This is a genomic window from Cupriavidus sp. SIMBA_020 (assembly GCF_046535395.1).
GTDB classification, from domain to species: Bacteria; Pseudomonadota; Gammaproteobacteria; order Burkholderiales; family Burkholderiaceae; genus Cupriavidus; species Cupriavidus campinensis.
Map to the genome: position 1 here is coordinate 112,159 of NZ_JAWRWU010000005.1, position 22,143 is coordinate 134,301.

Genomic DNA, 22,143 nt, shown 5'->3' on the forward strand with positions numbered 1-22,143 from the left:
CGTTATTGCGCGCCCGGCTGCGCGCCCGGCACATCCCGCTGCGGCACGCCGTCGTACGTCCAGATGAACTGGCGGGGGATGGGGCCCTTGTTGCGGCCGCCTTGCTGGGTTTGTTCCCAGGCGTGGGAGAGGATGCCGACCGAGCGCGACAGGCAGAACAGGCCGCGCGCGAGCGGGGCCGGGAAGCCCAGTTCGGCGTAGATCACTGCCGTGGCGCCGTCGATATTCATCGGAATCGGCTTCTCCCGGCCCGCGCCGAGCGCCTGCTCCACCGCGCGGGCGATGCCCGCGTAGCGGCCGGAGACCACGCCGGCAGCCGCCGCCTGATCCACCAGCGCCAGCAGGCGCGGCGCACGCGGGTCGAGCGGATGGAAGCGGTGCCCGAATCCGGACACAAACTTGCCGCGCAGCTCCCGGTAGGCTTGCAGCGCCGCCGCTACGGCTTCTTCACGCGTGGCGCCGGCATCTTCGCGCTGCGCCACGTCCTGATACAGCTCCACCGCCTGCTCGCCGGCGCCGCCGTGCACGTCGCCCAGCACGTTCACGGCCGACGCCATCGCGTTGTTCAGCCCCACGCCGCAGGTGGCGGCCATGCGCGCAATCGCGATGCTCGGCGCCTGCGGGCCATGGTCCACCGCCGCCATCAGCGCGGCGTCGAGCAATTCGCCCTGGCCCGGCCCCGGCAGCTCGCCGCGCAGCATCAGCCAGATCATCTGGGCGAACGAGACATTGCCGATCAGCTGTTCGATCGGGTAGCCGCGATAGCGGATCTCGCCCGGCTTCATGTCGATGATTTCGGTATGCCACCAGTCCTGCGAGGCCTGCTGGCCGGCGTCGGTCGTCTTGTCGCTCATAGCGCGCGCTCCTGTTTCAGGGTGTCGATGTCGGCGTCGGCGTAGCCGAGTTCGACGAGGATGTCGCGGGTGTGCTGGCCCAGTTCGGGCGGCGGGGTATCCACGGCGGGCGCCTGCCCGTTGACCTTGAAGCCGGTGCGCACCAGCCGGATGTCGCGGCCCACGCCGGGCACATCGGGGAAATGGCCGACCATGCCGCGGTCACGCACCTGCGGATGGGCGAGGGTGTCCGGCACGTTAAGCACCGGCCCGGCCGGCACGCCGGCCTCGTTCAGCCGTTGCCACCAGACCGTGGCGGGCTCGCGGGCGAGTTCCGCTTCCAGCGCCTCCGTCAGCGCGCGGCGGTTGGTCAGCCGCGCCTGGCGCTGCGCGAAGCGCGCATCGGTGGCCAGCTCGGGGCGGCCCAGCACGCGGCACACGGCTTCGAACTGCTCCTGCTTGTTCGCGGCGATGTTGAGCAGGCCGTCGCCGGTGCGGAACGTGCCGGACGGGCTGGCCGTCATGTTCTCGTTGCCCATCGGCGAGGGCGCCTTGCCGGCGATCAGGTGGTTGGAGACCACCCAGCCCATCGTGGCGAGCGTGGCTTCCAGCATCGACACATCGAGGAAATAGCCCTCGGTGCGCGTGGTGTCCGCCAGCGACGCCGCGATGGCGAAGGCCGCCGTGATGCCGCCGATGGTGTCGGAGACCGGATAGCCCACGCGGTACGGCGCGGTTTCGGGGTCGCCGGTGATGCTCATCACGCCCGACATGCCCTGGATGATCTGGTCGTAGGCGGGCAGGTCCGAGAGCGGGCCGTCCTGGCCGAAGCCCGAGATCGCGCAGTAGATCAGGCGCGGATTCACAGCCTTCAGGTCTTCATGGCCAAGGTCGAGCCGCTTCATCACGCCGGGCCGGAAGTTCTCGACCAGCACATCGGCGCTGGCCACGAGCTTGCGGAAGACCTCCTTGCCGCGCGCGTGCTTGAGGTTGAGCGTGATCGAGCGCTTGCCCGGGTTCTGGGCGAGGAATGACACGCCCATCAGCCGCTGGTTCAGGTCGGCATCGGCGCCAAGCTGGCGCGCGAGGTCGCCGGTGCCCGGCGTCTCCACCTTGATCACCTCCGCGCCCATGTGCGCCAGCTGATGGCAGCAGAACGGGCCGGCCAGCACGTTGGTGAGGTCGAGCACGCGGATGTTGCGGAGCGGCTTGACGGGTTGCGGTTGCGGTTGCGGCTGCGGCTGCGGCTGCGGTTGGGATTGCGGTTGCATGACGGGTCCTGCCTTGAAAAGATTACTCAGCCTTGGCGCCGGACTCACGCACGATGGTGCCCCAGCGCGTGTTCTCGGCCTTGATGACGCTGGCCAGGTCGGCGGGGCTGCCGCCGCGCGGCTCGCTGCCTTCCTCGCGCAGCCTGGCCACGGTGTCCGGGTCCTTCAGGGCCTTGTTCACCTCGGCGTTGAGGCGCTGCACCACCTCGGCGGGCGTGCCGGCGGGCGCCACGAGGGCCTTCCAGTCCTCGGCCTGGAAGCCGGCGTAGCCCTGTTCGGCCACGGTGGGCACGTTGGGCAGCAGCGGCAGGCGCTTGGCGGAGGTCACGGCCAGCGCGCGCAGCTTGCCGGCCTTGAGCATCGGCAGGGCGATGGGCGGCGTGGCGAAGTAGAAGTCGGTCTGGCCGCCCATCAGGTCGGTCAGCGCCGGGGAGGCGCCCTTATACGGCACGTGCAGCGCCTTGATGCCGGCGCGGCGCTGGAACATTTCGCCGGTCAGGTGGCCCACCGTGCCGGTGCCGGCGGACGCCATCGACAGCTGCTTGGCCTTGCCCGCCGCCACCAGATCGGCCAGCGTCTTGAACGGCGCATCCTGCCGCACGATCACCACCACCGGCTGGGCGGATACCAGCACCACGGGCGTGAAGTCGCGCACGGCGTCGTACGGCATCTTGGGATAGAGCGACGGATTGATGGCGAGGTTGGCGGTCTGGCCCATGCCCACCGTGTAGCCGTCCGCGCGGGCCTTGGCCACCGTGTCCAGCCCGATATTGCCGCCGGCGCCGGCGCGGTTCTCGACCACCACGGTCCAGTGGGTGGCCGCCCCGACCTTGTTGAAGACGAGGCGCGACAGTACATCCGTGCCGCCAGCCGGCGGAAACGGCACCACCAGCCGCACGGGCTGGCTGGGCCAGGCATCGGCGGCCTGTGCGGCGGGGGCGCTGGTCAGCAGCGGCGCCGCCAGCAGGGCGGCCACCAGCGCGCAGGCCGGCAATGTAGGGCGGGAAGGAAGGCGGGAAGGAAGGCGGGAACGGATCGGGGCGGAACGGAACATGCGGGTGTCTCCTGCGGTTTTCGTATGTCCTGATGGTCTCTAAGAAATGTTCTGTAAGATAGAACAATGATCTTAAAGAAGGAACACGCGAAGGATAGGAGGACGCGGCGGGCGGTGTCAAGCCGGCATTGACGAGGGGGTGGGCATGGCCATTGCGTCTGCCCGGGTCGCCCGGCTCCACTACAATAGCGGCCCAGAATTCAAAGGTAGGCAGAACAATGTCCCACGCTTGCGGTCTCGACTTCGGCACCTCCAACTCCACGGTTGGCTGGCTGCGCCCCCACCAGCCGGTGCTGTTGCCGCTGGAAGATGGCAAGACCACGCTGCCGTCGGTGATCTTCTTCCACGCAGAGGACCCGCTGGTCAGCTACGGGCGCGCCGCGCTGGGCGACTACCTGGCCGGCTACGAGGGCCGGCTGATGCGCTCGCTCAAGAGCCTGCTCGGCACGTCGATGATGGACGACAGCACCGAGGTCATGGGCCAGGCCATGCCCTTCCGCCAGCTGCTGGCCCATTTCATCGGCGAACTGAAACGCCGCGCCGAACAGGCCGCCGGCACCACGTTCACCAAGGCGGTGCTGGGCCGGCCGGTGTTCTTTATCGACGAAGACCCCAAGGCCGACCAGTTGGCCGAGGACACGCTGGGCGAGATTGCCCGCGCGGCGGGCTTCCAGGACATCGCGTTCCAGTACGAGCCGATTGCTGCCGCGTTCGACTACGAAGCGGGCATCTCGGGCGAGGAACTGGTGATGGTGGCCGACATCGGCGGCGGTACCTCCGACTTTTCGCTGGTGCGGCTGTCGCCGGACCGCGCCAGGAAGCTTGACCGCAAGGCCGACATCCTGGCCAACGGCGGTGTCCATATCGGCGGGACCGACTTCGACCGCGCACTGAGCCTGGCCAGCGCCATGCCGCTGCTGGGGCTGGGCAGCCAGCTGCGCAACGGCAAGGAAATGCCGTCGAGCCAGTATTTCGATCTGGCGAGCTGGCACACCATCAACCTGCTCTACACGCGCAAGGCGTGGTCGCTGGTGATGGACAACTACCGCGACGCCGCCGAGACCGAGAAGCTGGACCGGCTGATCCGCCTGATCAAGGACCGCGCCGGCCACTGGCTCGCCATCCAGGTGGAGGCGGCCAAGATCGCGCTGTCCGAGGAAGAAAAGACCTGGGTAGACCTGCACCGCATCGCCCCGGACACCCAGTTGCTGATTACGCGCGATGATTTCGATGGTGCCATCGCCAAGCTGGTGACCAAGACCGAGAGCACGGTACGCCACATGCTGGATACGGCCGGCGTCACGGCGGAGCAGGTCGATACGATCCTGTTCACTGGCGGCTCCAGCAGCGTGCCACTGCTGCGCCAGCGCCTGGCGGAACTGCTGCCGGGCGCCAAGCGCGTGGAAGGGGATCTGTTCGGCGGGATTGGCTCGGGCCTTGCGCGCGATGCGGCGCGCAAGTTTGGGTGAGCCGGTTTGCCGGTTTGCCGGTTAGGACGAGTACTACGCCAGCGCCGAGGCAGGCAGGGCGAATTCCTCGCCCAGCGCCCGGCGGGCGGCTTGCAGCGCGCGGCGGGCTGCCGCGGCGTCCTGGCCCAGGCGCAGCAGGCCCGGCAGGTGATGGGGGGCCTTGAGCAGGCCGATGAGGATGGCGCCGATATCGGTGCTGCCATCGGCGCCCATGCCGGCCACGGCCAGCGGTGGCACGGGGCGGTCGGCCGGGTCCACCACCACGCGCAGCGCGGTGAAGGGCAGGCCGTGCGCCTGGGCGGCACGGGCGGCGATGTGCGATTCCATGTCCACCGCCAGCGCGCCGTGCAGGCCATGCAGCGCGGCCTTGTCCGCCACGGTGGTCACGGCGGTGTCGGCGCCGGCCAGCAGGCCGGGCACCGCCTGCGGCAGCGCGCGGCGTAGCGCGGCACTCCAGAACGGGTCGGTGCGGAACGATTCGGCGCCGGCGCGCACGCCGGTGGCCACGATGACCGTGCCCGGCGGCAGCGTCGGGTCGAGCCCGCCCGCCACGCCAAAGCTGATCACGCCGGCGAAGCCGCCCGCGCGGCCATCCTTCAAGGCCTGGTCCAGCGCCCGCGCTAGCGCGGCGTCACGGCGGCCGTACAGGGTTTCGATACCGGGGCCGGCGGCGATCTGCGCCTCGAAGCGCATGCCGCTCACCGCCAGCACGGGGGCGTGGGCGGGGCTCACAGGCCCCATGCCACGGCGTGGTTACCCTCGCGCAGCAGGTTGCGGAAGCGCGCCAGCGCCCACAGCGGGAAGAAGCGTGCATAGCCGTGGTAGCGCAGGTAGAACACGCGCGGGAAGCCCACGGCCGTGAAATACGGCTCATCCCAGAAACCATGGCTGGCCTGCGTGCGCAGCAGGAACTCCACGCCGCGCACCACGGCCGGGTGGTCGCCGGCGCCGGCCGCCATCAGGCCCAGCATGGCCCAGGCGGTCTGCGACGCCGTGCTCGGCGCGCGCTCGTAACCGCGATAGTCGAGCTTGTAGCTGTCGCCGGACTCGCCCCAGCCGCCGTCCGGGTTCTGGATCGACAGCAGCCACCTGGCCGCGCGCTGCACCTCGGGCGCGTTGGCGCCGATGCCGGCGGCGTTCAGGCCGCACAGCGCGCTCCACGTGCCATAGATATAGTTGGTGCCCCAGCGGCCAAACCAGCTGCCGTCCGCTTCCTGCTCGTCCAGCAGGTAACGCAGCGCGCGCGCGGCGGGCTCGCTGTTGGCCGGCATCTGGCCGAGCTGGCAGAGCATGGCCAGGCAGCGCGCCGAGACATCGGCGGTGGGCGGGTCCAGCAGCGCGCCGTGGTCGGCGAACGGGATGTTGTTCAGGTAGAGATGGGTGTTCTCGGGCTCGAAGGCGCCCCAGCCGCCGTTGCTGCTCTGCATGCCGACGACCCACTCGCAGGCACGCGCCACGGCGGTCTTGTAGCGGTCGGTCCGGTCGCCCTTGTCGGCGCGGTCCATTGCGGCGGCCACCACGGCGGTGTCGTCCACGTCCGGGTAGTGGGCATTGGCGTACTGGAAGGCCCAGCCGCCGGGCCGCACGTCCGGGCGGCGCACGATCCAGTCGCCCTTGAGGTTCAGTTCCTGCAGCGGCACCAGCCAGTCCAGGCCGCGCGCGGCGGCGGCGATGGCGCGCGGCTCGCCCACTTCCAGCAGCGCGTGGCTGGCCAGTGAAGTGTCCCAGACCGGCGACAGGCAGGGCTGGCAATAGGCTTCATCGTCGCGGACGACCAGCAGCTTGTCGATGGAACGGCGCGCGATGGCGCGGTCCGGATCGCTCGCGGGCACGCCGAGCACATCGAACATCAGCACCGAATTGACCATCGCCGGGAAGATGGCGCCGAGGCCGTCTTCGCCGTTCAGGCGCTCCACGGTGAACGTGCGGGCGCGCTCGATGGCCCGCGCGCGCAGGCTGCGCGGGAACAGCGGCTCGGCCACGCGCACCACGGCGTCCAGCGCGCGGAACACGCCCACCCAGAGCGGGCTCTGGTGCGGCGCGCGCGCCGGCAGCCGGGTCGACTGGGCCGGGCGCAGGAACAGTTCGTCGATGCCGATCTTGCGCGGGTTGCGCGCCCGCGGACGCAGGCTGTTCAGCACCAGCAGCGGCACGATCACCGTGCGCGCCCAGTACGAGACCTTGGAGAGATGGAACGGGAACCACTGCGGCAGCAGCATGATTTCCACGGGCATCATCGGCACGGCCTGCCACGGCATCACGCCGTACAGGGCCAGCAGGGTGCGCGTGAAGACGTTGCTCGCCTCGGCGCCGCCCATGCCGTGGATGGCGGCCCGTGCGCGGCGCATGTGCGCGGCCTCGGGGTCGTCGCCGGCCATCTTGAGCGCGAAGTAGCCCTTCACGCTGGCGCTGATGTCGGAGGCCCCGGCGTGGAACAGCGGCCAGCCGCCATCGGCGTTCTGGATGCGGCGCAGGTAGTTGGCGATCTTGCCCTCGAGCACCGGGTCGGCCTGCTCGCCGAGGTAATGCACCATCAGGATGTATTCGGCCGGGATGGTGGCGTCGGCTTCCAGCTCGTAGACCCAGTGGCCATCGGCCTGTTGCTGGGCGAGCAGGGTATCCACAGCATGGGCGATGCCGGCGTCGAGCGGGTCCGGCAGGGCAGGCTGGGCGAGCCGGTTCACGCTGGCAGCCAGCGCGTCGGTGGCGGTGAATTCGGGGCGGGTGATCGTTGCGGCCTGGTTCATCAATTCTGGGGGCACTTCTCTCTCTACGGATGGCGCGGCAAGCGGCCGCGCCTCCTCTTCCATATTAGGGGTGTCGGGTCAGGCAATGGCATGCCGGAGCAGGATCCACACCAGCTTGGCCTTGGGCACGCGCACACGCGTGCGCGGCGGCTGCCAGCCACGCGCCAGCAGGCGCGTGAGAATGCCGTGGTAGACCTCGAACATGATGCGCGGCGAGCGCACCACGCGCGCCGGGCAGCGCGCCATGATGGCGGCGGAGGCGTCGTAGTGGGCCTGGGCTTCCCGCGCGAGGCCCTGGCAGACCGTGCCGATGGCGGGGTGATGGATCACGGCGTGCGGCGTGCCGATCGGGATGCCGGCGGCGGCCAGCGCCTCGGCGGGCAGGTACAGGCGGCCGATGCCGGCGTCCTCGTCGATATCGCGCAGGATATTGGTCAGTTGCAGCGCGCGGCCCAGGTGGTGCGCCAGCGCAATGCCGGGCGCTTCTTCCAGGCCGAACACGCGTACGGCCAGCCGGCCCACGGCGCTGGCCACGCGGTCGCAATAGGTGTCCAGCGTGGCGGCGTCCGGTGCGACGATGGTCGCCACCACGTCCATGATCATGCCGTCGATGACGTCGCAGAAGTCCTGCTGCTGGAGGTGGAATGCCTGGATCTGCACGTTCAGCGGCTCCAGCGCGGCGGGCGCCCGGCCGGCGTAGCAGGCGGCGATGTCCGCGCGCCATTGCTCGAGCGCGGCCAGACGGTCGGCGTGCTGGGTGTCGCCATCGGCAATATCGTCCACGGCGCGGCAAAACGCGTAGATCTCGAACATGGCCTGCCGCTGGGAGACGGGCAGGATGCGCATGGCCGTGTGGAACGAGCTGCCCGATGACACGGCGGGTCCCGCGAGCGGGGCGCCTGGCGTTGCGATTTCAGTACCGGCCACGGATTTCCTCGGCACGCTTGTCGGGTCCGCGGGGCCTGTCAGACGCCGTCCGGTGGACTGCCATGGAAACTGCGGGATGGCGCTGTGCGGACGGAGCCGCGGGCGTTGCGCGGATTCGGAGTTTTTCGAAGTCGGGCGATTATAACAACTTCATTGCAGGCGAGTCATGTGACGGGGGCGGCACTAAATGTGGATGGTGCATCACTCCTGCGCCGTCGTCTCCGGCACCACTGCCGCCCTGCGGTGCATCGGCCAGATGACCTGGGCGGCCTCGCCGTCCAGGCGGTAGGCGTGGCAGGTACCCAGCACCCAGGGCTGGGGCAGGGGCGTATCGCCGTGGAGCTTGGTGTGCCAGGGCGATTCCTCGCGCTGGATCGACATCATGGTCTGCATGGCCGTGGTGGCCAGCGGGCCGAGCAGGTCGGTCAGGTGCGTGCAGCCGCGCACCCCGGCCAGCCGTTGCCGGGCCTCCTGGTTGAAGCCCTTGCCGATGCGCAGCCCGATCAGCGTGGCGTAGGCGGCGTTGATGTCGGCGCAGTAGGGGGTGGGGCCGGTCTCGGTGCGGGCGGCGAAGTGGTGGATCACCAGGCCGGCATCGATCGTCATGGTCAGGTGCATCCGGTGCAGGTGGCCGCCGGCGGGCAGGTCGGTGAACGGCAGCTCGGTGGCAACGGCGGAGATGTCCTGCATCTCGGCCTCGATGTCGTAGCGCCCATCGTCGCGCAGGTAGCCGCGGCACTGGATATTGCGGGTGTGCCGCAGCGTACGACCGGGGGGCGTCGTGTCTTGTGCCTCTTTTGCCATGGGTGTCATTCCTTCGGGCGGTGGGGGTCTTTCAGGAATGATGCGTTCCCGGGAGGGTGGGGAGCCCCCCCAAGAACGGGTGGCCGGGGGTGGCCGGTCAGAAGATCTGGCGCACGCCGATGGTGACGCCGACCATGTTCTGCTGGCCAGACATGGTCGGGTACTTGAAGGCGTAGGCCGTGGCCAGGCCGTCGAAGCTCAGCCCGCCGTTGTGGGCGTAGCCGACCGACATATAGACGTCGGTGCGCTTGCTGAAGTTGTAGGTGGTGGTGAAGGTGACCTGCTGCATATTGGGCGGATTGGTCTCGGCCGCCGTAGCCGTGGCGCGCGCGCCCTTCACGTCCGCGTAGTAGTAGGCCAGCGAGAGGCCCCAGGCCGGCGTGGCCTGGTAGTTCACGCCCGCCCACCAGTAGTCGTCACGCAGCAGCGTGGCGCCGCTGGCGAACTCGCCCTTGTTGTAGCGATAGCCGAGCGTGAACTTGAACGGGCCGGTGTTGTAGAGGCCCGCCGCGCCGAGCTTGGTCATCTTGCCCGGCGCGCCGATCTGCGCCGCCGGACGCCATTCGTCGGCGGCAATCGACAGGCCCAGGCCGGAGCCGTTCAGGTACATCAGCGAGGCGCCGTAGCCGGTGTTGTCCTTGAAGTTGCCCGGCACCTCGCCGGCGCCGCCGTTGGCCAGGGCGATGGCGGCGTTCTGCACGGCCACGCCGGTGCCGAACGAGAAGTGCGCGGCGGCCTGGATCGGGCCCCACTTGCCGATGTACTTGGCCATGTTGTCTTCGCGGTAGTTCAGGCCCATCCACCAGATGCCCGGCTCGTAGGTGGCGGCGAAGCGCATCGGCGCGAAGTTGGCCATGCCCTCGAAGAACGAGGTGTACTGGCGGCCAAACGTCAGCTTGCCGAAGTTGGCGTTCTGCAGGCCGACGAACGACTGGCGATTGAACAGCGGCACGCCCTGCAGGGCGCCGCTATCCCACTGGAAGCCACTTTCGAGCACGAACAGCGCCTGGGTGCCGGCGCCGAGGTCTTCCACACCACGCAGGCCCCAGCGCGAGGCGGACAGGCCGCCCACGGAGGGCATGCCGACGCGGCTGCCGCCCTGGTTGGGCGTGGCGGCCGAGGCGGCGACCCGGTTGACGTACTCGATGGAACCATCGACCACGCCATACAACGTGACGCTCGTCTGCGCATGGGCCGTGATCGCGAGCGGGGCCAGCGCCGCCAGGGTAATGAACTTCCGTTTCATGCTTGAGGGTCTCCTTATCGTTCTAGGAACCAGCGCATTGGCTGGTTGCGCGTTCGCTTTCGCGGCGCACGCACAGTAAAGCGCGGATGCCCCGGAAACCTGCCCACTCCGGATGGGCGGACTGTCGCATTTGCGCACTACCCATCCGTGCAGACCCTTACCTCCTTCGCGCCCTGTCTTTCCCAACATCGCCCAAAAAAAATCCGACCCTGGGGTCGGAGTAAAGGCCATCGCCGGAACCGACATCCAGCGATGGAGGGCCTGTTCGTAAAATCTTTAAAACATCAGCGGTACAGCGGGGCCGCATGCCGGGCGGGTACCACGGCCCAGACAGCAAACGGCTCGAAGGGCGGCACGCGCCGCACCCATTGCGTGGCGCAGGTGCCGCAGCGATACCGGCATTCGGCCGCCCCATGGGGCCGGGGCGGTTCGTTGACGCCGTCCCGCGCCAGTTCGGCATGCGGGGTATAGCGGCGGATGTCCTGGCGCAGGTCGTCGCAGTCGCCGCACATGTCGGGCGCGACGGCTGGCGATGTCGATGGCGCTGCCGCAGACGTCGCCGGGGTGTCGTCGCGCATCGGACGGATGCCCGGCGCGCGGCTCCAGCGCTGCACGCTGGCCCAGTACAGCGCGCGCAGGGCGCGGTCCGTGGTACCGGCGGCGGTGCGCCGGCCGATTTCCAGGTGCCCCTGCTGGAGCAGCCCCTGCTCCGCGCCGCAGGCGAGGCAGACCAGCTGCCGCCGGCCCTGTGCCTGCCGGATCCACTGGTCGAGCAACCGCGCGCGCGAGGCCGCCGCGTCACGGCTGGGCATGCCATGCCGCGCCAGCGTGCGGTCCAGTTCATCGCGCACCGCGCGTACCTCCGCGATCAGCGCGGACAGCTTCGGCTGGAGGCGGCCGGCCGGTTGCGGCGTGGCGCCGCGTTGCGTTGCACTCGCCATGACAACGCTCCGCTCAGGCCTTGGCGGAAGAGCGCCAGACGCTGGCGGCGCCTTGCGCCAGCCCTGCCGCGATCTCGGCCGTATGCTGGCCATGCGTCGGGATGGCGCCGGGCTTGCGCGCCTCGCCGTCGAAGCGCGGCGCCGGCGCGGCCTGGAGCCGGCCTTCGCTCTCCACGTAGACGCCACGCGCCACGTTGTGCGGGTGCCTGGCTGCTTCCTCGGGGCTCAGCACCGGGCCGAAGCAGACGTCCGTGTTCTCCAGCAGCGCTTGCCATTCGGCGCGGGTGCGGCTGGCGAACAGTTCCGCGAAGTGGCGGTGCAGTTCCGGCCAGCGCTTGCGGTCCCACTGCCGTGCGAAGCGCGGATCCTCGGCCACGCCGAGCTTTTCCAGCAGCAGCGCGTAGAACTGCGGCTCGATCGACCCCACCGTGATGCAGTGCCCGTCCGCGCAGCGGTAGGTGGCGTAGAAGTGCGAGCTGTCGAAGATGTTGTCGCCGCGCTGGCCGGTGACGAAGCCTTTGGACTGCGTGGCGAGCAGCAGTTGCAGCATGTGCGCCGAGCCGTCCACGATGGCCGCATCGACCACCGTGCCCTTGCCGGTAGCGCGCGCGTTGAGGATGCCGGACAGCAGGCCGATGGCCAGGTACAGCGCGCCGCCGCCGATATCGCCCACCACGGTGATGGCGGAGGAGGGCGGCTCGACCGGCCCGCCGTTGTAGTACAGCGCGCCGGACAGCGAAATGTAGTTGTTGTCGTGCCCCGCGGCCTGCGCCATCGGGCCGGACTGGCCCCAGCCGGTCATGCGGCCGTAGACCAGGCGGGGATTGCGTGCGTGGCAGACATCGGGGCCCAGGCCCAGGCGCTCCATCACGCCGGGGCGCATGCCTTCGATCAGCGCGTCGGCGTCCTCGATCAGGCGCAGCACCAGTTCGCGGCCTTCCGGCGTCTTGAGGTCGGCCACGACCGAGCGCTTGCCGCGGTTGATCACATTGCCTGCCGGGGGCGGCGTGCTCTCGCCGGGCAGGCTGCGTTCTACTGCGATCACATCCGCGCCGAGGTCCGCCAGATGCATGGCGCAAAACGGCCCCGGGCCGATACCGCAGATTTCCACGATCCTGATGCCAGACAACATGTGTTTCTACCGTTGGATGAAGGGAGGGGCCTAGGTTACGGTCAGGCCCTCCCACCCCCTCCCCCCCGCATCGGGTAGGTAGCGGGGGTCAGTCCAGCCGGGCGCCCGTGCTCACCACCAGCCGCTGTTGCACCGGGTACATCGCCTCGTAGTTGGCCAGCGCCTGCTTGCTGCTGTTGCCGATCGGCTCCATGGCGATGGCGCGCATGCGGGTGCGGATCGGCTCGGAGGCAATCGCGGCGCGTGCGGCACTTTCCAGCTTTTCGACGACCGGGGCGGGCGTGTTGGCCGGCACCATCATCACCACGCGGCCGGTGACCTGGAACTCCGGGTCGGTCAGGCCGGCCTCGGCCAGCGTCTGCACGTTGGGCAGGCCGGGCAGGCGGCGGTCCGACGCCACCGCCAGCACGTTGAGCTTGCCCGTCTCGACGAACGGCTTGGCGGCGAAGGCCGAGACGAAGGCGAGGTCGATCTGGCCGCCCACGAGGTCCTGGATCATCGGCGCCTCGCCCTTGTAGGCCACGTGCGTGATGTCGGCCTTGCGCGTGCGGGCCAGGTGCGAGCTGACCAGATGGCCGTAGGACCCTACCCCCCACGAGCCGAAGCTGGCGCGGTGGTGCGCGGTCCAGTCCAGCAGCTCCTTCACGTCCTTGGCCGGCACGTGCGGGGTGGCCACCAGCAGCACGCCGGCGGTGCAGATCTCGGTGACGAAGGCCAGTTCCTTGCGGGTGTCGTATGGCAGCTTCGTATACAGGAACTGATTGTTGAGAATCGCCTGGGTCAGCGTGATGCTGACCGTGTAGCCATCGGCAGGTGCCTTGGCCACCACATTCGTGCCGATCATGCCGGACGCGCCCGGGCGGTTCTCGACGATGACCGGCTGGCCTAGGCGCTTGCCCATGTCGTCGGCGAGCGCGCGGGAGACGATGTCGGCGGCGCCGCCCGGGGTGAATGGCAGGACGAAGGTGATCGGGCGGTTGGGGTAGGGCGACTGCGCGGCCGCGGCCTGGGCGAGGCATGCCAGCACGAGCATGCAGGTCTTCTTGAACATTCTGTCTCCTGGTCGGCGCGGTCGGGCCGCGCATCGTGTTTTGGCGCTGTGGCGGGAAGGGGGTCCCTGCCGCCGACGCCATCATGCACGGCGCGTGCGCGTCACGACCCACCCGGTCCGGGTGGACGTTGGGGAGGCCCGGCCCCCCACGCGCGCCGGAAACCCAGGCGCGGTGCGGCCTCCAGACTGACCCCGATGGTCCGCATGCTGCCGCGTCTCTATAATGCGGGGTTCCCATCGCGCAGAATCCTGCCTGGGTGACGAGCCCGGCACAATCGACGACATGTCTTCGTATGACCCGGCGCCGAAGCCATTGTCGGAGGCTTCCGCGCGCAACTTCGAGCCCATCGCCGGTACCAAGCTGGTACCGCCACGGCCCGCCCGCCGCCCGCTGGCGCGGGAGGTCCTCGCGGCGCGCCTGCTCGAAGCGCGGCACAAGCGTTGCGTAATCGTGCAGGGGCCGGCTGGGTGCGGCAAGACGTCCGCGCTGGTCAGCTGGCGCCAGTCGCTGGTGTCGCTCGGCTTCGAGGTGGCGTGGCTGTCCTTGTCCGAGGAGGACGACGATCCGGCCCGCTTCTTCGATTGCCTGCTCGCCAGCATCGGCCTGATCGATGCCGAAATCGTCCGCGACGCGGCGACCCTGGTGGGCGACGGCAGCGATGCCTCGGCCATCGAGCACTGGGTGGTCACGCTGATCGAGGCTATCGCCGCGCAGCCGCGCGACCTCGTGCTGATCCTGGACGATGTGCACCTCCTCGAGGACGCCCGCATCTGGCAGATGCTGCAATGGCTGTTCGACTATGCGCCGCCGCACCTGCACATCGTGCTCTGTTCGCGCGCCGCGTTGCCGCTCTCGCTGGCGCGCCTGGATTCGCAGGGGCTGGTGGCCACGCTGGACCTGCGCGACCTGCGCTTCAGCCCCGAGGAGTCCGAAGCCTACCTGCGCGATCAACTCGGCGAGATCTCGCCGCGTGACGCGCGCCGCCTGCACGAGCTGACCGATGGCTGGATCGCCGGCCTGCAGCTGTTTGCGCTCGACATCAAGGCCAAGCAAGGCACCGGCACGCCGGGCTTCTTCCCCGGTTCCACCAGCACGCTGCGCGACGCCAGCGCCTTTGCCGACTATTTCGAGCACGAGGTGCTGCGCCAGCTCGGCACGGACGACCAGGAGCTGCTGACCTGCGTGGCCATCTGCAGCCGCTTCTGCGCGCCGCTGTGCGCCACGCTGGTGGGCGAGCCGCGCGCCGTGGCGCGCATGACCACCCGGCTGGTGCGGCTGGACAGCAGCAACCTGTTCATCATCCAGGTCAGCGGCCACGACCATGAAAGCTGGTATCGGCTGCACCCGCTGTTGCGCGAGGTGCTGCTGGCGCGCGTGGCGCGCATGCCGCAGGCCCGGCAGCATGCGCTGCACGCGGCGGCGTGGCGCTGGTTCGAGCAGCGCGGGCAGGTGGAGGAGGCGGTCCGGCACGCGGTGATGGCTGGCGAGGCCGGCGCGGCGGCCGACGCCATCCAGACCTGCGCGCCCGAGCTGCTCGCGCGCGGCAGTTTCCGCCAGCTGAGCGGCCTGCTGCGCCTGCTGCCCGTCGCGCAGATCGAGTCGCGCTTCGCGCTGCAGCTGATGCAGGCCCACGTGGATTTGCGCTCGCTCAGGCTGGACGCCACCACGCGGGCCATCCCCCGGCTGGAGGCGCAGGCCGCCGCGCTGGGCGCCCGCGAGCGCTTCTCGGTCATCGTGCTGCGCGGCGCCATGGCGCTGATGCGCGACGATATCGGCGCGGCCGTGGCCCTGCTGCCCGAGCTGGAAGCCGCGCCGCCCGATGCCGACGATTTCGTGCTGACCTCGCGCGCCAACGTGCTGGGCTGGCTGCACATGCACCGTGGTGAGTACGAGCGCGCCCGCCAGATCCTGGCCGATGGCACGCATCATGGCGGCGGCGGCATGCTCAGCAACCTGATCGGGCGATGCCTGTCCGGCCTGAGCCTGTCGATCGAAGGCAGGATGCTGCAGGCCGAGCCCGTGTTCCGGCAGGTGCTGCACGAGGCCGACCAGCTTGGTTCCGAGTACGTCGGCGTGGCGCACATGGCAGCGGTGCTGCTGAGCGAGACGTTCTACGAACTCAACGAGATCGACGCCGTCTGCACGCTGCTGGAGCGGTGGATCGGCCAGCTGGAAACCGTGTCGGTGCCGGATGCCACGCTGCGCGCGCTGCTGATGCTGTCGCTGTCGCACCGCGTGGCGGGCCGGCGCCTGGAGGCCGCGGCCTGCCTGGACCGCCTGGAGGACTACGCGGTGCGCAACAACCTCGACCGCCTGCTGGTAATGGCGCTCAACGTGCGCTCGCGCTGGCAGTTGCGCGAAGGCGAGACCGATCTGGCCGAGGCAACCATCGAGCGCGTGCGCAAGCTGGCCGCCGTCAACGCGGGCCGGACCGATGTATGGGAGATTGCGGCGCACGCGCAGCTGGCCTGCATCGGCCTGTGCCTGCATCGACATGATTTCGACGGGGCGCTGGCCCGGCTCCAGCCGATGCTCTCCAGCCCGGTGCTGGCGTCGCGCGGCCGGCATGGCGCCATCGTCCATATGCAATGCGCGGTGGCCGAGAACGGCCGGGGCAATGGCCGTGCCGCGCGCGAACATCTGGTCGAGGCGCTCCGTCTTGGCCACCGGCTGGGCCTGCTGCGCAGTCTGCTCGATGCCACCTCGGGCGGCGTCACGCTGCTGCGCACGGTGCTGGCCGAAGGCACGCTCGACCCCGTACTGGCGTTTTATACGAAGCGGCTGCTCGAGGCGTCGGGCCGCTGGCGCGAGCGCCAGGCGCCGGCCGCGCCGGCCCGCCGCTCGGCGCCGATCAAGGCCCTGAGCGAGCGCGAGACCGAAGTGCTGACCTTGATCTCCCAGGCGATGTCGAACAAGATGGTGGCGCGCACGCTGGCGGTCTCGCCCGAGACGGTGAAGTGGCACCTCAAGAATATCTTCATGAAACTGGGCGTGAGCGGGCGCGACGAGGCGGTGGCCCTGCTGCGCGACCTCGCCGCCGATGCGCCCGCCGGCGGCAAGCCATCCGGCAGCCGTCAGCCTGCTCCGTAGTCCCCGCCGTCCTGCTGCACCGCCACCCCCCCCCGTACCGGGGAGGGGTGACGCCGTCGCACCGCTGTAACGTCCAGATCCGTGGGCGGGCGTCCTTCCGGCATCTCTTCTGGCATGCCCGCCTGTTTGTCCGTCCCATCGCATTTAGAGGTTCAGCCATGAAAGCTGCGGTATTCCATCGTCCCGGCCAACCCCTCAGTATTGAGGACATCGCCATCGCCAAGCCCGGCCCGCGCGAGGTGTTGATTCGCACCCGCGCCGTCGGCGTCTGCCATTCCGACCTCCATTTCGTCGACGGCGTGTTTCCGCACCCGGCGCCGGTGGTGCTGGGCCATGAGGCCGCCGGCGTGGTCGAGCAGGTGGGCTCGGAGGTGCGTACGGTCAAGCCGGGCGACCACGTGGTGACCTGCCTGTCGGTCTACTGCGGGCACTGCGAGCACTGCCTGACCGGGCACCTGTCGCTGTGCGAGTCCCCCGACACCCGCCGGTCCAAGGGCGATGAGCCGCGTCTGGCGTACCAGCACAAGCCGATGCCGCAGTTCGCCAACCTGTCGGCCTTCGCCGAGCAGATGCTCGTGCACGAACACGCCTGCGTGGCAATCCGGCGCGACATGCCACTGGACCGCGCCGCGCTGATCGGCTGCGCCATCACCACCGGCACCGGCGCGGTGGTCAATACCGCCAAGGTGGCGCCCGGCGAGACGGTTGCCGTGATCGGCTGCGGCGGCATCGGCCTGGCGGCGATCAACGGCGCGGCGCTGGCCGGGGCCGGGCGGATCATCGCCATCGACATGCTCGACAGCAAGCTGGAACTGGCGCGGCAGTTCGGCGCCACGGACCTGATCCAGGCGAAGGACATCGACGTGGTCGCGGCCGTGCGCGAGTTGACCGGGCAGGGCGTGCACCACGCCTTCGAGTGCATCGGCCTGAAAGCCACCGCCGAGCAGGCCTTCGGCATGCTGCGGCGCGGCGGCACCGCCACGGTCATCGGCATGATCAAGCCGGGCACCAAGCTGGAGATCGACCCGTTCCACCTGCTGTACGAGCGCCGTATCCAGGGCTCGATGATGGGCTCCAACCGCTTTCCGGTGGATATGCCGCGCCTTGTCGATTTCTACATGGCGGGCAAGCTGCATCTCGACCAGATGATTTCGCGCCGCCTGCGGCTCGAACAGATCAACGAGGCCTTCGACGAGCTGCGGCGCGGCGAACTGGCGCGCTCGGTGATCGTGTTCGACAGCTAAACCGCCCCGCACGTCCGCGCGGGGCTGCATTCCCACGACGATAAAACGAGGAGACAACCATGCAACCTGCAGCAACCGCCGTCGCCGAAGACGCGCCCCCTGCGCGGACCAACGCCCAGGACACCGAATCCTGGCCGTTTGGCGTGCGCCGTTCTACCCCCGCGATCGGTGCCGAGATTACCGGCATCGACTTCGCCCGGCCGCTCGACGACGAGACCTACCTCGCCCTGCGCCGCGCGCTTCTGAAGTTCAAGGTGCTGTTCTTCCGCGACCAGCACATCACGCCGGCACAGCACGTGGCCGTGGCACGCCGCTTTGGCGAGCTGGAGGTGCATCCGATGATCCCGCATCATCCGGAGCACCCGGAACTGGTGGTGTTTGGCCGTGACGGCAGCGCGCGTGGCCGCGAGAACCTCTACCACTCCGACGTGACGTGGCGCGAGGTGCCGTCGATGGGTTCGATGCTGCGATGCGTGAGCTGCCCCGAGGTGGGCGGCGACACCATCTGGGTGAACATGGTGGCGGCGTACGAGAACCTGCCGGACGAGATGAAGGCGAAGATCGCCCGGCTGCGCGCCGTGCATGACGCCATGCCGACCTTCGGCCAGGCCCTCTCCGATGCCAAGGTCGAGGAACTGCGCAAGAAGTATCCGCCGATGGTGCATCCGGTAGTGCGCACCCATCCGGAGACTGGCGAGAAGATCCTGTTCGTCAACGAAGGCTTCACCACCCATTTCGACAATTTCAGCAAGGTACAGCCGTACCGCATCGGCTCCGATTTCCGCCCGGCCGAGCTGGACCTGCTGCAATACCTGTTCCGCCAGGCCGCCGCGCCCGAGTATCAGGTGCGCCTGAAGTGGGAGCCGGACACCATCGCGCTGTGGGACAACCGCTCCACGCAGCACTATGCGGTGCAGGACTACTTTCCGGCGCCGCGCCATATGAACCGCGCCACCATCATCGGGGACCGCCCGGTCTGAGCGCGCGGGGCAGGGAATGAAAAACGGGGCGCATGCCGCAGTGGCATGCGCCCCGTTCTCATTGGAGCGTGGGGATCAGAACCCGCCGCGCCCGCCGCCGCAGATGATGGTCTGGCCGGTGACGTAGTCGGACTCGGGGATGCAGAACATGAAGACCGAACCGGCGGCTTCCTCGGGCGTGCCCGGGCGGCCCAGCGCGATTTCCTTGCTGGCCTGGACGATGCGGTCCGGGTTCACGCCGACCTTGATGTCGCGCCCTTCGATACTGACGGTCTTCTCCTCGGCGGTCGGCTCGGTCAGGCGCGTGGCGATGAAGCCGAAGGCCACGCAGTTGACGTTGACCTTCATGCGGCCCCATTCCCGGGCCAGCGTCTTGGTCATGCCCATCACGCCGGCCTTGGCGGCCGAGTAGTTGACCTGTCCGGCGTTGCCCTGCGTGCCGGAGGTCGACGAGATATTGACCACCTTGCGGAACACCTCGCGGCCGTCCGCCGCCTCGGCCTTGCTGGCCTCGCGGAAGTAGGGCTGGGCGGCGCGCAGCAGGTTGAAGGGCGCCTTCAGATGGCAATCGATGATCGCGTCCCACTGCTCGTCGCTCATCTTCTGGATCACGTTGTCCCAGGTGTAGCCGGCGTTGTTGACGATGATGTCGATGCCGCCGAAGGCTTCCAGCGTGGCCTTGACGAGGCGGTCGCCGAAGTCCGGCGCCGTGACGTTGCACGGAAAGGCCAGCGCCTGGCCGCCGGCGGCGCGGATCTCCGCCACGACTTCGTTGGCCGGTGCGGCGTCGAGGTCGTTGACGACCACGCTGGCGCCTTCATTGGCGAATTTCAGCGCGATGCAGCGGCCGATGCCGCGTCCCGCGCCGGTGACGATGGCGACCTTGCCTTCCAGTTTCTTGCTCATGTCGTGGACTCCTTGAAGTGGGTAGCGTCAGTTCTTGCCGTAGAGCGTGACCACGCACGCGCCGCCAAGACCGAGGTTGTGTTGCAGGGCAAGGCGCGCGCCTTCGACCTGGCGCTTGTCGGCCGTGCCGCGCAGCTGGTGGGTCAGTTCGTAGCACTGGGCCAGCCCGGTGGCGCCGAGCGGGTGCCCCTTGGACAGCAGGCCGCCGGACGGGTTGGTCACGACCTTGCCGCCGTAGGTGTTGTCGCCGTCCATCACGAACTTCTCGCCCTCTCCGGTGGGACAGAAGCCGAGCGCCTCGTAGCTCAGCAGCTCGTTCTGTGCGAAGCAGTCATGCAGCTCGCATACGTCGATGTCCTGCGGACCGACGCCGGCGCGCTCGTACACCTGCTGCGCGGCGGCGCGGGCCATATGGCCACCGACGTAGCTGATCATCGAGGGCGGATCGAACGATTCCACCGGGTCCGTCGTCATCGACTGGGCCACGATGACCACATCCGAACGCAGGTTGTGCTTGCGGGCAAAGCGCTCCGAGACGATCAGCGCGGCGGCGGCGCCGCACGTCGGCGGGCAGGCCATCAGGCGGGTCATCACGCCGGGCCACATCACCTTGTCGTTCATCACGTCTTCGGTGGTCAGCACGTTGCGGAACAGCGCCAGCGGGTTGTTGGCGGCGTGGCGGCTGGCCTTGGCGCGGATGGCGGCAAAGGTCTCCATGCGCGTGCCGTAGCGCTGCATGTGCTCGCGGCCTGCGCCGCCGAAGCTGCGCAGTGCCTGGGGAATGTCCGTAACGTCCTCGGTCAGCTTCTTGAGGATCGGCTGGAAGCGCGCGCGCGTGGGCGGGCGGTCGTCCCAGTGGGACTTCAGCGCGCCGGCCTGCATCTGCTCGAAGCCGAGCGCCAGCACGCAGTCGGCATCGCCCAGCGCCACGGCCTGGCGGGCGAGGTACAGCGCGGTGGAACCCGTCGAGCAGTTGTTGTTGACGTTGACGATGGGAATGCCGGTGAGGCCCACCTCGTACAGCGCGGTCTGGCCGCAGGTGGAGTCGCCGTAGACGTACCCCGCGTAAGCCTGCTGGACCAGCTCGTAGCCGATGCCGGCGTCGGCCAGCGCGCGGCGCACGGCTTCGGCGCCCATGTCGGTGTAGCTGGCGCTCGCGCCGGGCTTTGCGAACGGGATCATGCCCACGCCGCCGATGATGACTTTCTCGCTCATGTTTTTCCTCTGCTCACTGATGTATAGGGATGGATGCCGCCGGCTGTTACAGCTTGCGGGCAATCAGGTCGCGCATGACCTCGTTGGCGCCGCCCACCACGCGCGAGACGCGGTAGTCGGTAAAGGCCCGCGCGATGGGGTACTCGATCATGTAGCCGTAGCCGCCGTGGAGCTGGACCATATCGTCCAGGCATTTCCACAGTGTCTCGGTGGCGTGCATCTTGGCGATGGCCGCCTCGTTCACAGTCAGCTTGCGGCGCAGGTGCTCGCCGAGGTAGTAGTCGACCATGGTGCGGATGGCCACGGCGTGCGCCTTGGCGTCGGCCAGCTTGAAGCGGGTGTTCTGGAAGTCCCAGATCGTGCCGCCGAAGGCCTTGCGGTCCTTGACGTATTCCACCGTGATGCCGAGCAGGCGCTCCAGCGCCACGGCGGCGTAGAGCGCGATGATCAGGCGTTCCTGGGCCAACTCCTGCATCAGGTAGCCGAAGCCCTGGTTCAGTTCGCCGAGCAGGTTGCTGGCCGGCACGCGCACGTTGTCGAAGAACAGTTCGGCAGTGTCCGCGGCGGGCTGGCCTACCTTCTGGAGCTTGCGGCCCCGGCGGAAGCCTGCGCGGTTGGTCTCCACCATGATCAGGCTCACGCCCTTGGCGCCGGCCGCCGGATCGGTCTTGCAGATCACCATGATCATGTCGGCGCTGGTGCCGTTCGAGATGAACGTCTTGCTGCCGTTGATGACCCACTCGTCGCCGTCCCGGACCGCCGTGGTGCGGCACGCCTTGACGTCGGAGCCGCCGCCCGGCTCGGTGATCGCCACGGCGAGAATGGTTTCGCCGGCGCAGACGCCCGGCAGCCAGCGCTGCTTCTGCTCTTCGGTGCCCAGCCGCGCGATGTACGGCGCCACGATGTCCGAGTGCAGGGAAAACCCCGAGCCCGAGATCCCGGCGCGGTGCGTTTCCTCGAGCACCACCGCCGAGTGGCCGAAGTCGCCGCCCCCGCCGCCATATTCGGTGGGGATGGCCACGCAGAGCAGTCCTTCGCGGCCGGCCTTCAGCCAGGTCTCGCGGTCTACGCGGCCGTCCGCGTCCCACTGCGCCTGGCGCGGGGCGCATTCGCGCTCGAAGAAGCGCCGCGCACTCTCGCGGAGCATTTCGTGGTCCTCACGGAAAACGGTACGGGTTACTTCCACGGCACACCTCCTCTTCTGGTTATGGTCGGCGCGGCGTTGGGGGCAC

At 69.1% G+C, this 22,143-nt stretch carries 18 protein-coding genes; 4 read left to right on the top strand and 14 right to left on the bottom strand.

The annotated features are described in order from the left end of the window. Positions 1-2: 2 nt before the first annotated feature. The 3 genes from SB751_RS11950 to SB751_RS11960 are packed head-to-tail and all read right to left on the bottom strand — an operon-like array spanning position 3 to position 3,158. Positions 3-854, bottom strand: a complete 852-nt coding sequence (locus tag SB751_RS11950; protein ID WP_144196910.1) for a citryl-CoA lyase — start codon at positions 852-854, stop codon at positions 3-5. After that, complete coding sequence (locus tag SB751_RS11955; RefSeq protein ID WP_410748078.1) at positions 851-2,104, bottom strand: CaiB/BaiF CoA transferase family protein; 1,254 nt, start codon at positions 2,102-2,104, stop codon at positions 851-853. The genes SB751_RS11950 and SB751_RS11955 overlap by 4 nt, the downstream gene beginning before the upstream one ends. 22 nt (positions 2,105-2,126) lie before the next feature. After that, a complete protein-coding gene (locus SB751_RS11960; protein WP_250025865.1) occupies positions 2,127-3,158 on the bottom strand; it encodes a Bug family tripartite tricarboxylate transporter substrate binding protein in 1,032 nt (343 codons plus the stop codon). Positions 3,159-3,376: 218 nt separating this feature from the next. On the opposite strand from SB751_RS11960, the gene SB751_RS11965 reads away from it, so the two are divergent. Further along, positions 3,377-4,627 carry an Hsp70 family protein gene (locus tag SB751_RS11965; protein WP_144196913.1) on the top strand — a complete coding sequence of 417 codons (1,251 nt, stop codon included), beginning with the start codon at positions 3,377-3,379 and terminating at the stop codon, positions 4,625-4,627. Positions 4,628-4,660: 33 nt separating this feature from the next. Here the strand turns inward: SB751_RS11965 and SB751_RS11970 are convergent, their stop codons facing one another. From SB751_RS11970 to SB751_RS12005, 8 genes are all read right to left on the bottom strand, one after another. After that, positions 4,661-5,359: a phosphorylase gene (locus SB751_RS11970; protein ID WP_410748079.1), complete on the bottom strand. Its 699-nt coding sequence runs from the start codon at positions 5,357-5,359 to the stop codon at positions 4,661-4,663. Then, positions 5,356-7,374 carry a squalene--hopene cyclase gene (gene shc, locus SB751_RS11975; RefSeq protein ID WP_144196915.1) on the bottom strand — a complete coding sequence of 673 codons (2,019 nt, stop codon included), beginning with the start codon at positions 7,372-7,374 and terminating at the stop codon, positions 5,356-5,358. The genes SB751_RS11970 and shc overlap by 4 nt, the downstream gene beginning before the upstream one ends. Positions 7,375-7,452: 78 nt before the next feature. Continuing rightward, positions 7,453-8,301, bottom strand: a complete 849-nt coding sequence (hpnD, locus tag SB751_RS11980; RefSeq protein ID WP_410748080.1) for a presqualene diphosphate synthase HpnD — start codon at positions 8,299-8,301, stop codon at positions 7,453-7,455. A gap of 201 nt (positions 8,302-8,502) precedes the next feature. Then, entirely contained in the window at positions 8,503-9,105 is a 603-nt protein-coding gene (locus SB751_RS11985) for a DUF2889 domain-containing protein (RefSeq protein WP_410748081.1), read from the bottom strand. 97 nt (positions 9,106-9,202) lie between these two features. Beyond that, a complete protein-coding gene (locus SB751_RS11990) occupies positions 9,203-10,351 on the bottom strand; it encodes a porin (protein ID WP_313816119.1) in 1,149 nt (382 codons plus the stop codon). A 284-nt stretch (positions 10,352-10,635) separates the two neighbouring features. Then, positions 10,636-11,292 carry a hypothetical protein gene (locus SB751_RS11995; protein WP_144196919.1) on the bottom strand — a complete coding sequence of 219 codons (657 nt, stop codon included), beginning with the start codon at positions 11,290-11,292 and terminating at the stop codon, positions 10,636-10,638. A gap of 13 nt (positions 11,293-11,305) precedes the next feature. Next, complete coding sequence (locus SB751_RS12000; protein ID WP_211943567.1) at positions 11,306-12,424, bottom strand: CaiB/BaiF CoA transferase family protein; 1,119 nt, start codon at positions 12,422-12,424, stop codon at positions 11,306-11,308. Positions 12,425-12,512: 88 nt separating this feature from the next. Beyond that, positions 12,513-13,475, bottom strand: a complete 963-nt coding sequence (locus SB751_RS12005) for a tripartite tricarboxylate transporter substrate binding protein (RefSeq protein ID WP_410748082.1) — start codon at positions 13,473-13,475, stop codon at positions 12,513-12,515. Between the two features lie 283 nt (positions 13,476-13,758). Here SB751_RS12005 and SB751_RS12010 point away from each other — a divergent pair, with 283 nt between their 5' ends. From SB751_RS12010 to SB751_RS12020, 3 genes are all read left to right on the top strand, one after another. Beyond that, entirely contained in the window at positions 13,759-16,566 is a 2,808-nt protein-coding gene (locus SB751_RS12010) for a LuxR C-terminal-related transcriptional regulator (protein WP_144196922.1), read from the top strand. Positions 16,567-16,724: 158 nt separating this feature from the next. Further along, on the top strand, positions 16,725-17,810 hold the full coding sequence (locus tag SB751_RS12015) for a Zn-dependent alcohol dehydrogenase (RefSeq protein ID WP_092297031.1): 1,086 nt from the start codon (positions 16,725-16,727) through the stop codon (positions 17,808-17,810). A 59-nt stretch (positions 17,811-17,869) separates the two neighbouring features. Further along, positions 17,870-18,790, top strand: a complete 921-nt coding sequence (locus SB751_RS12020) for a TauD/TfdA dioxygenase family protein (protein WP_144196923.1) — start codon at positions 17,870-17,872, stop codon at positions 18,788-18,790. Positions 18,791-18,865: 75 nt separating this feature from the next. On the opposite strand, the gene SB751_RS12025 is transcribed toward SB751_RS12020, so the two are convergent. From SB751_RS12025 to SB751_RS12035, 3 genes are read right to left on the bottom strand one after another with little or no spacing between them, the layout of a single operon-like run. Then, positions 18,866-19,696 carry an SDR family NAD(P)-dependent oxidoreductase gene (locus SB751_RS12025; protein WP_144196924.1) on the bottom strand — a complete coding sequence of 277 codons (831 nt, stop codon included), beginning with the start codon at positions 19,694-19,696 and terminating at the stop codon, positions 18,866-18,868. A 27-nt stretch (positions 19,697-19,723) separates the two neighbouring features. Then, on the bottom strand, positions 19,724-20,911 hold the full coding sequence (locus SB751_RS12030) for a lipid-transfer protein (RefSeq protein WP_144196925.1): 1,188 nt from the start codon (positions 20,909-20,911) through the stop codon (positions 19,724-19,726). A gap of 46 nt (positions 20,912-20,957) precedes the next feature. Further along, positions 20,958-22,097 (bottom strand): acyl-CoA dehydrogenase family protein, encoded by a 1,140-nt coding sequence (locus SB751_RS12035; RefSeq protein WP_410748083.1) that lies wholly within the window; start codon positions 22,095-22,097, stop codon positions 20,958-20,960. Positions 22,098-22,143 lie beyond the last annotated feature (46 nt).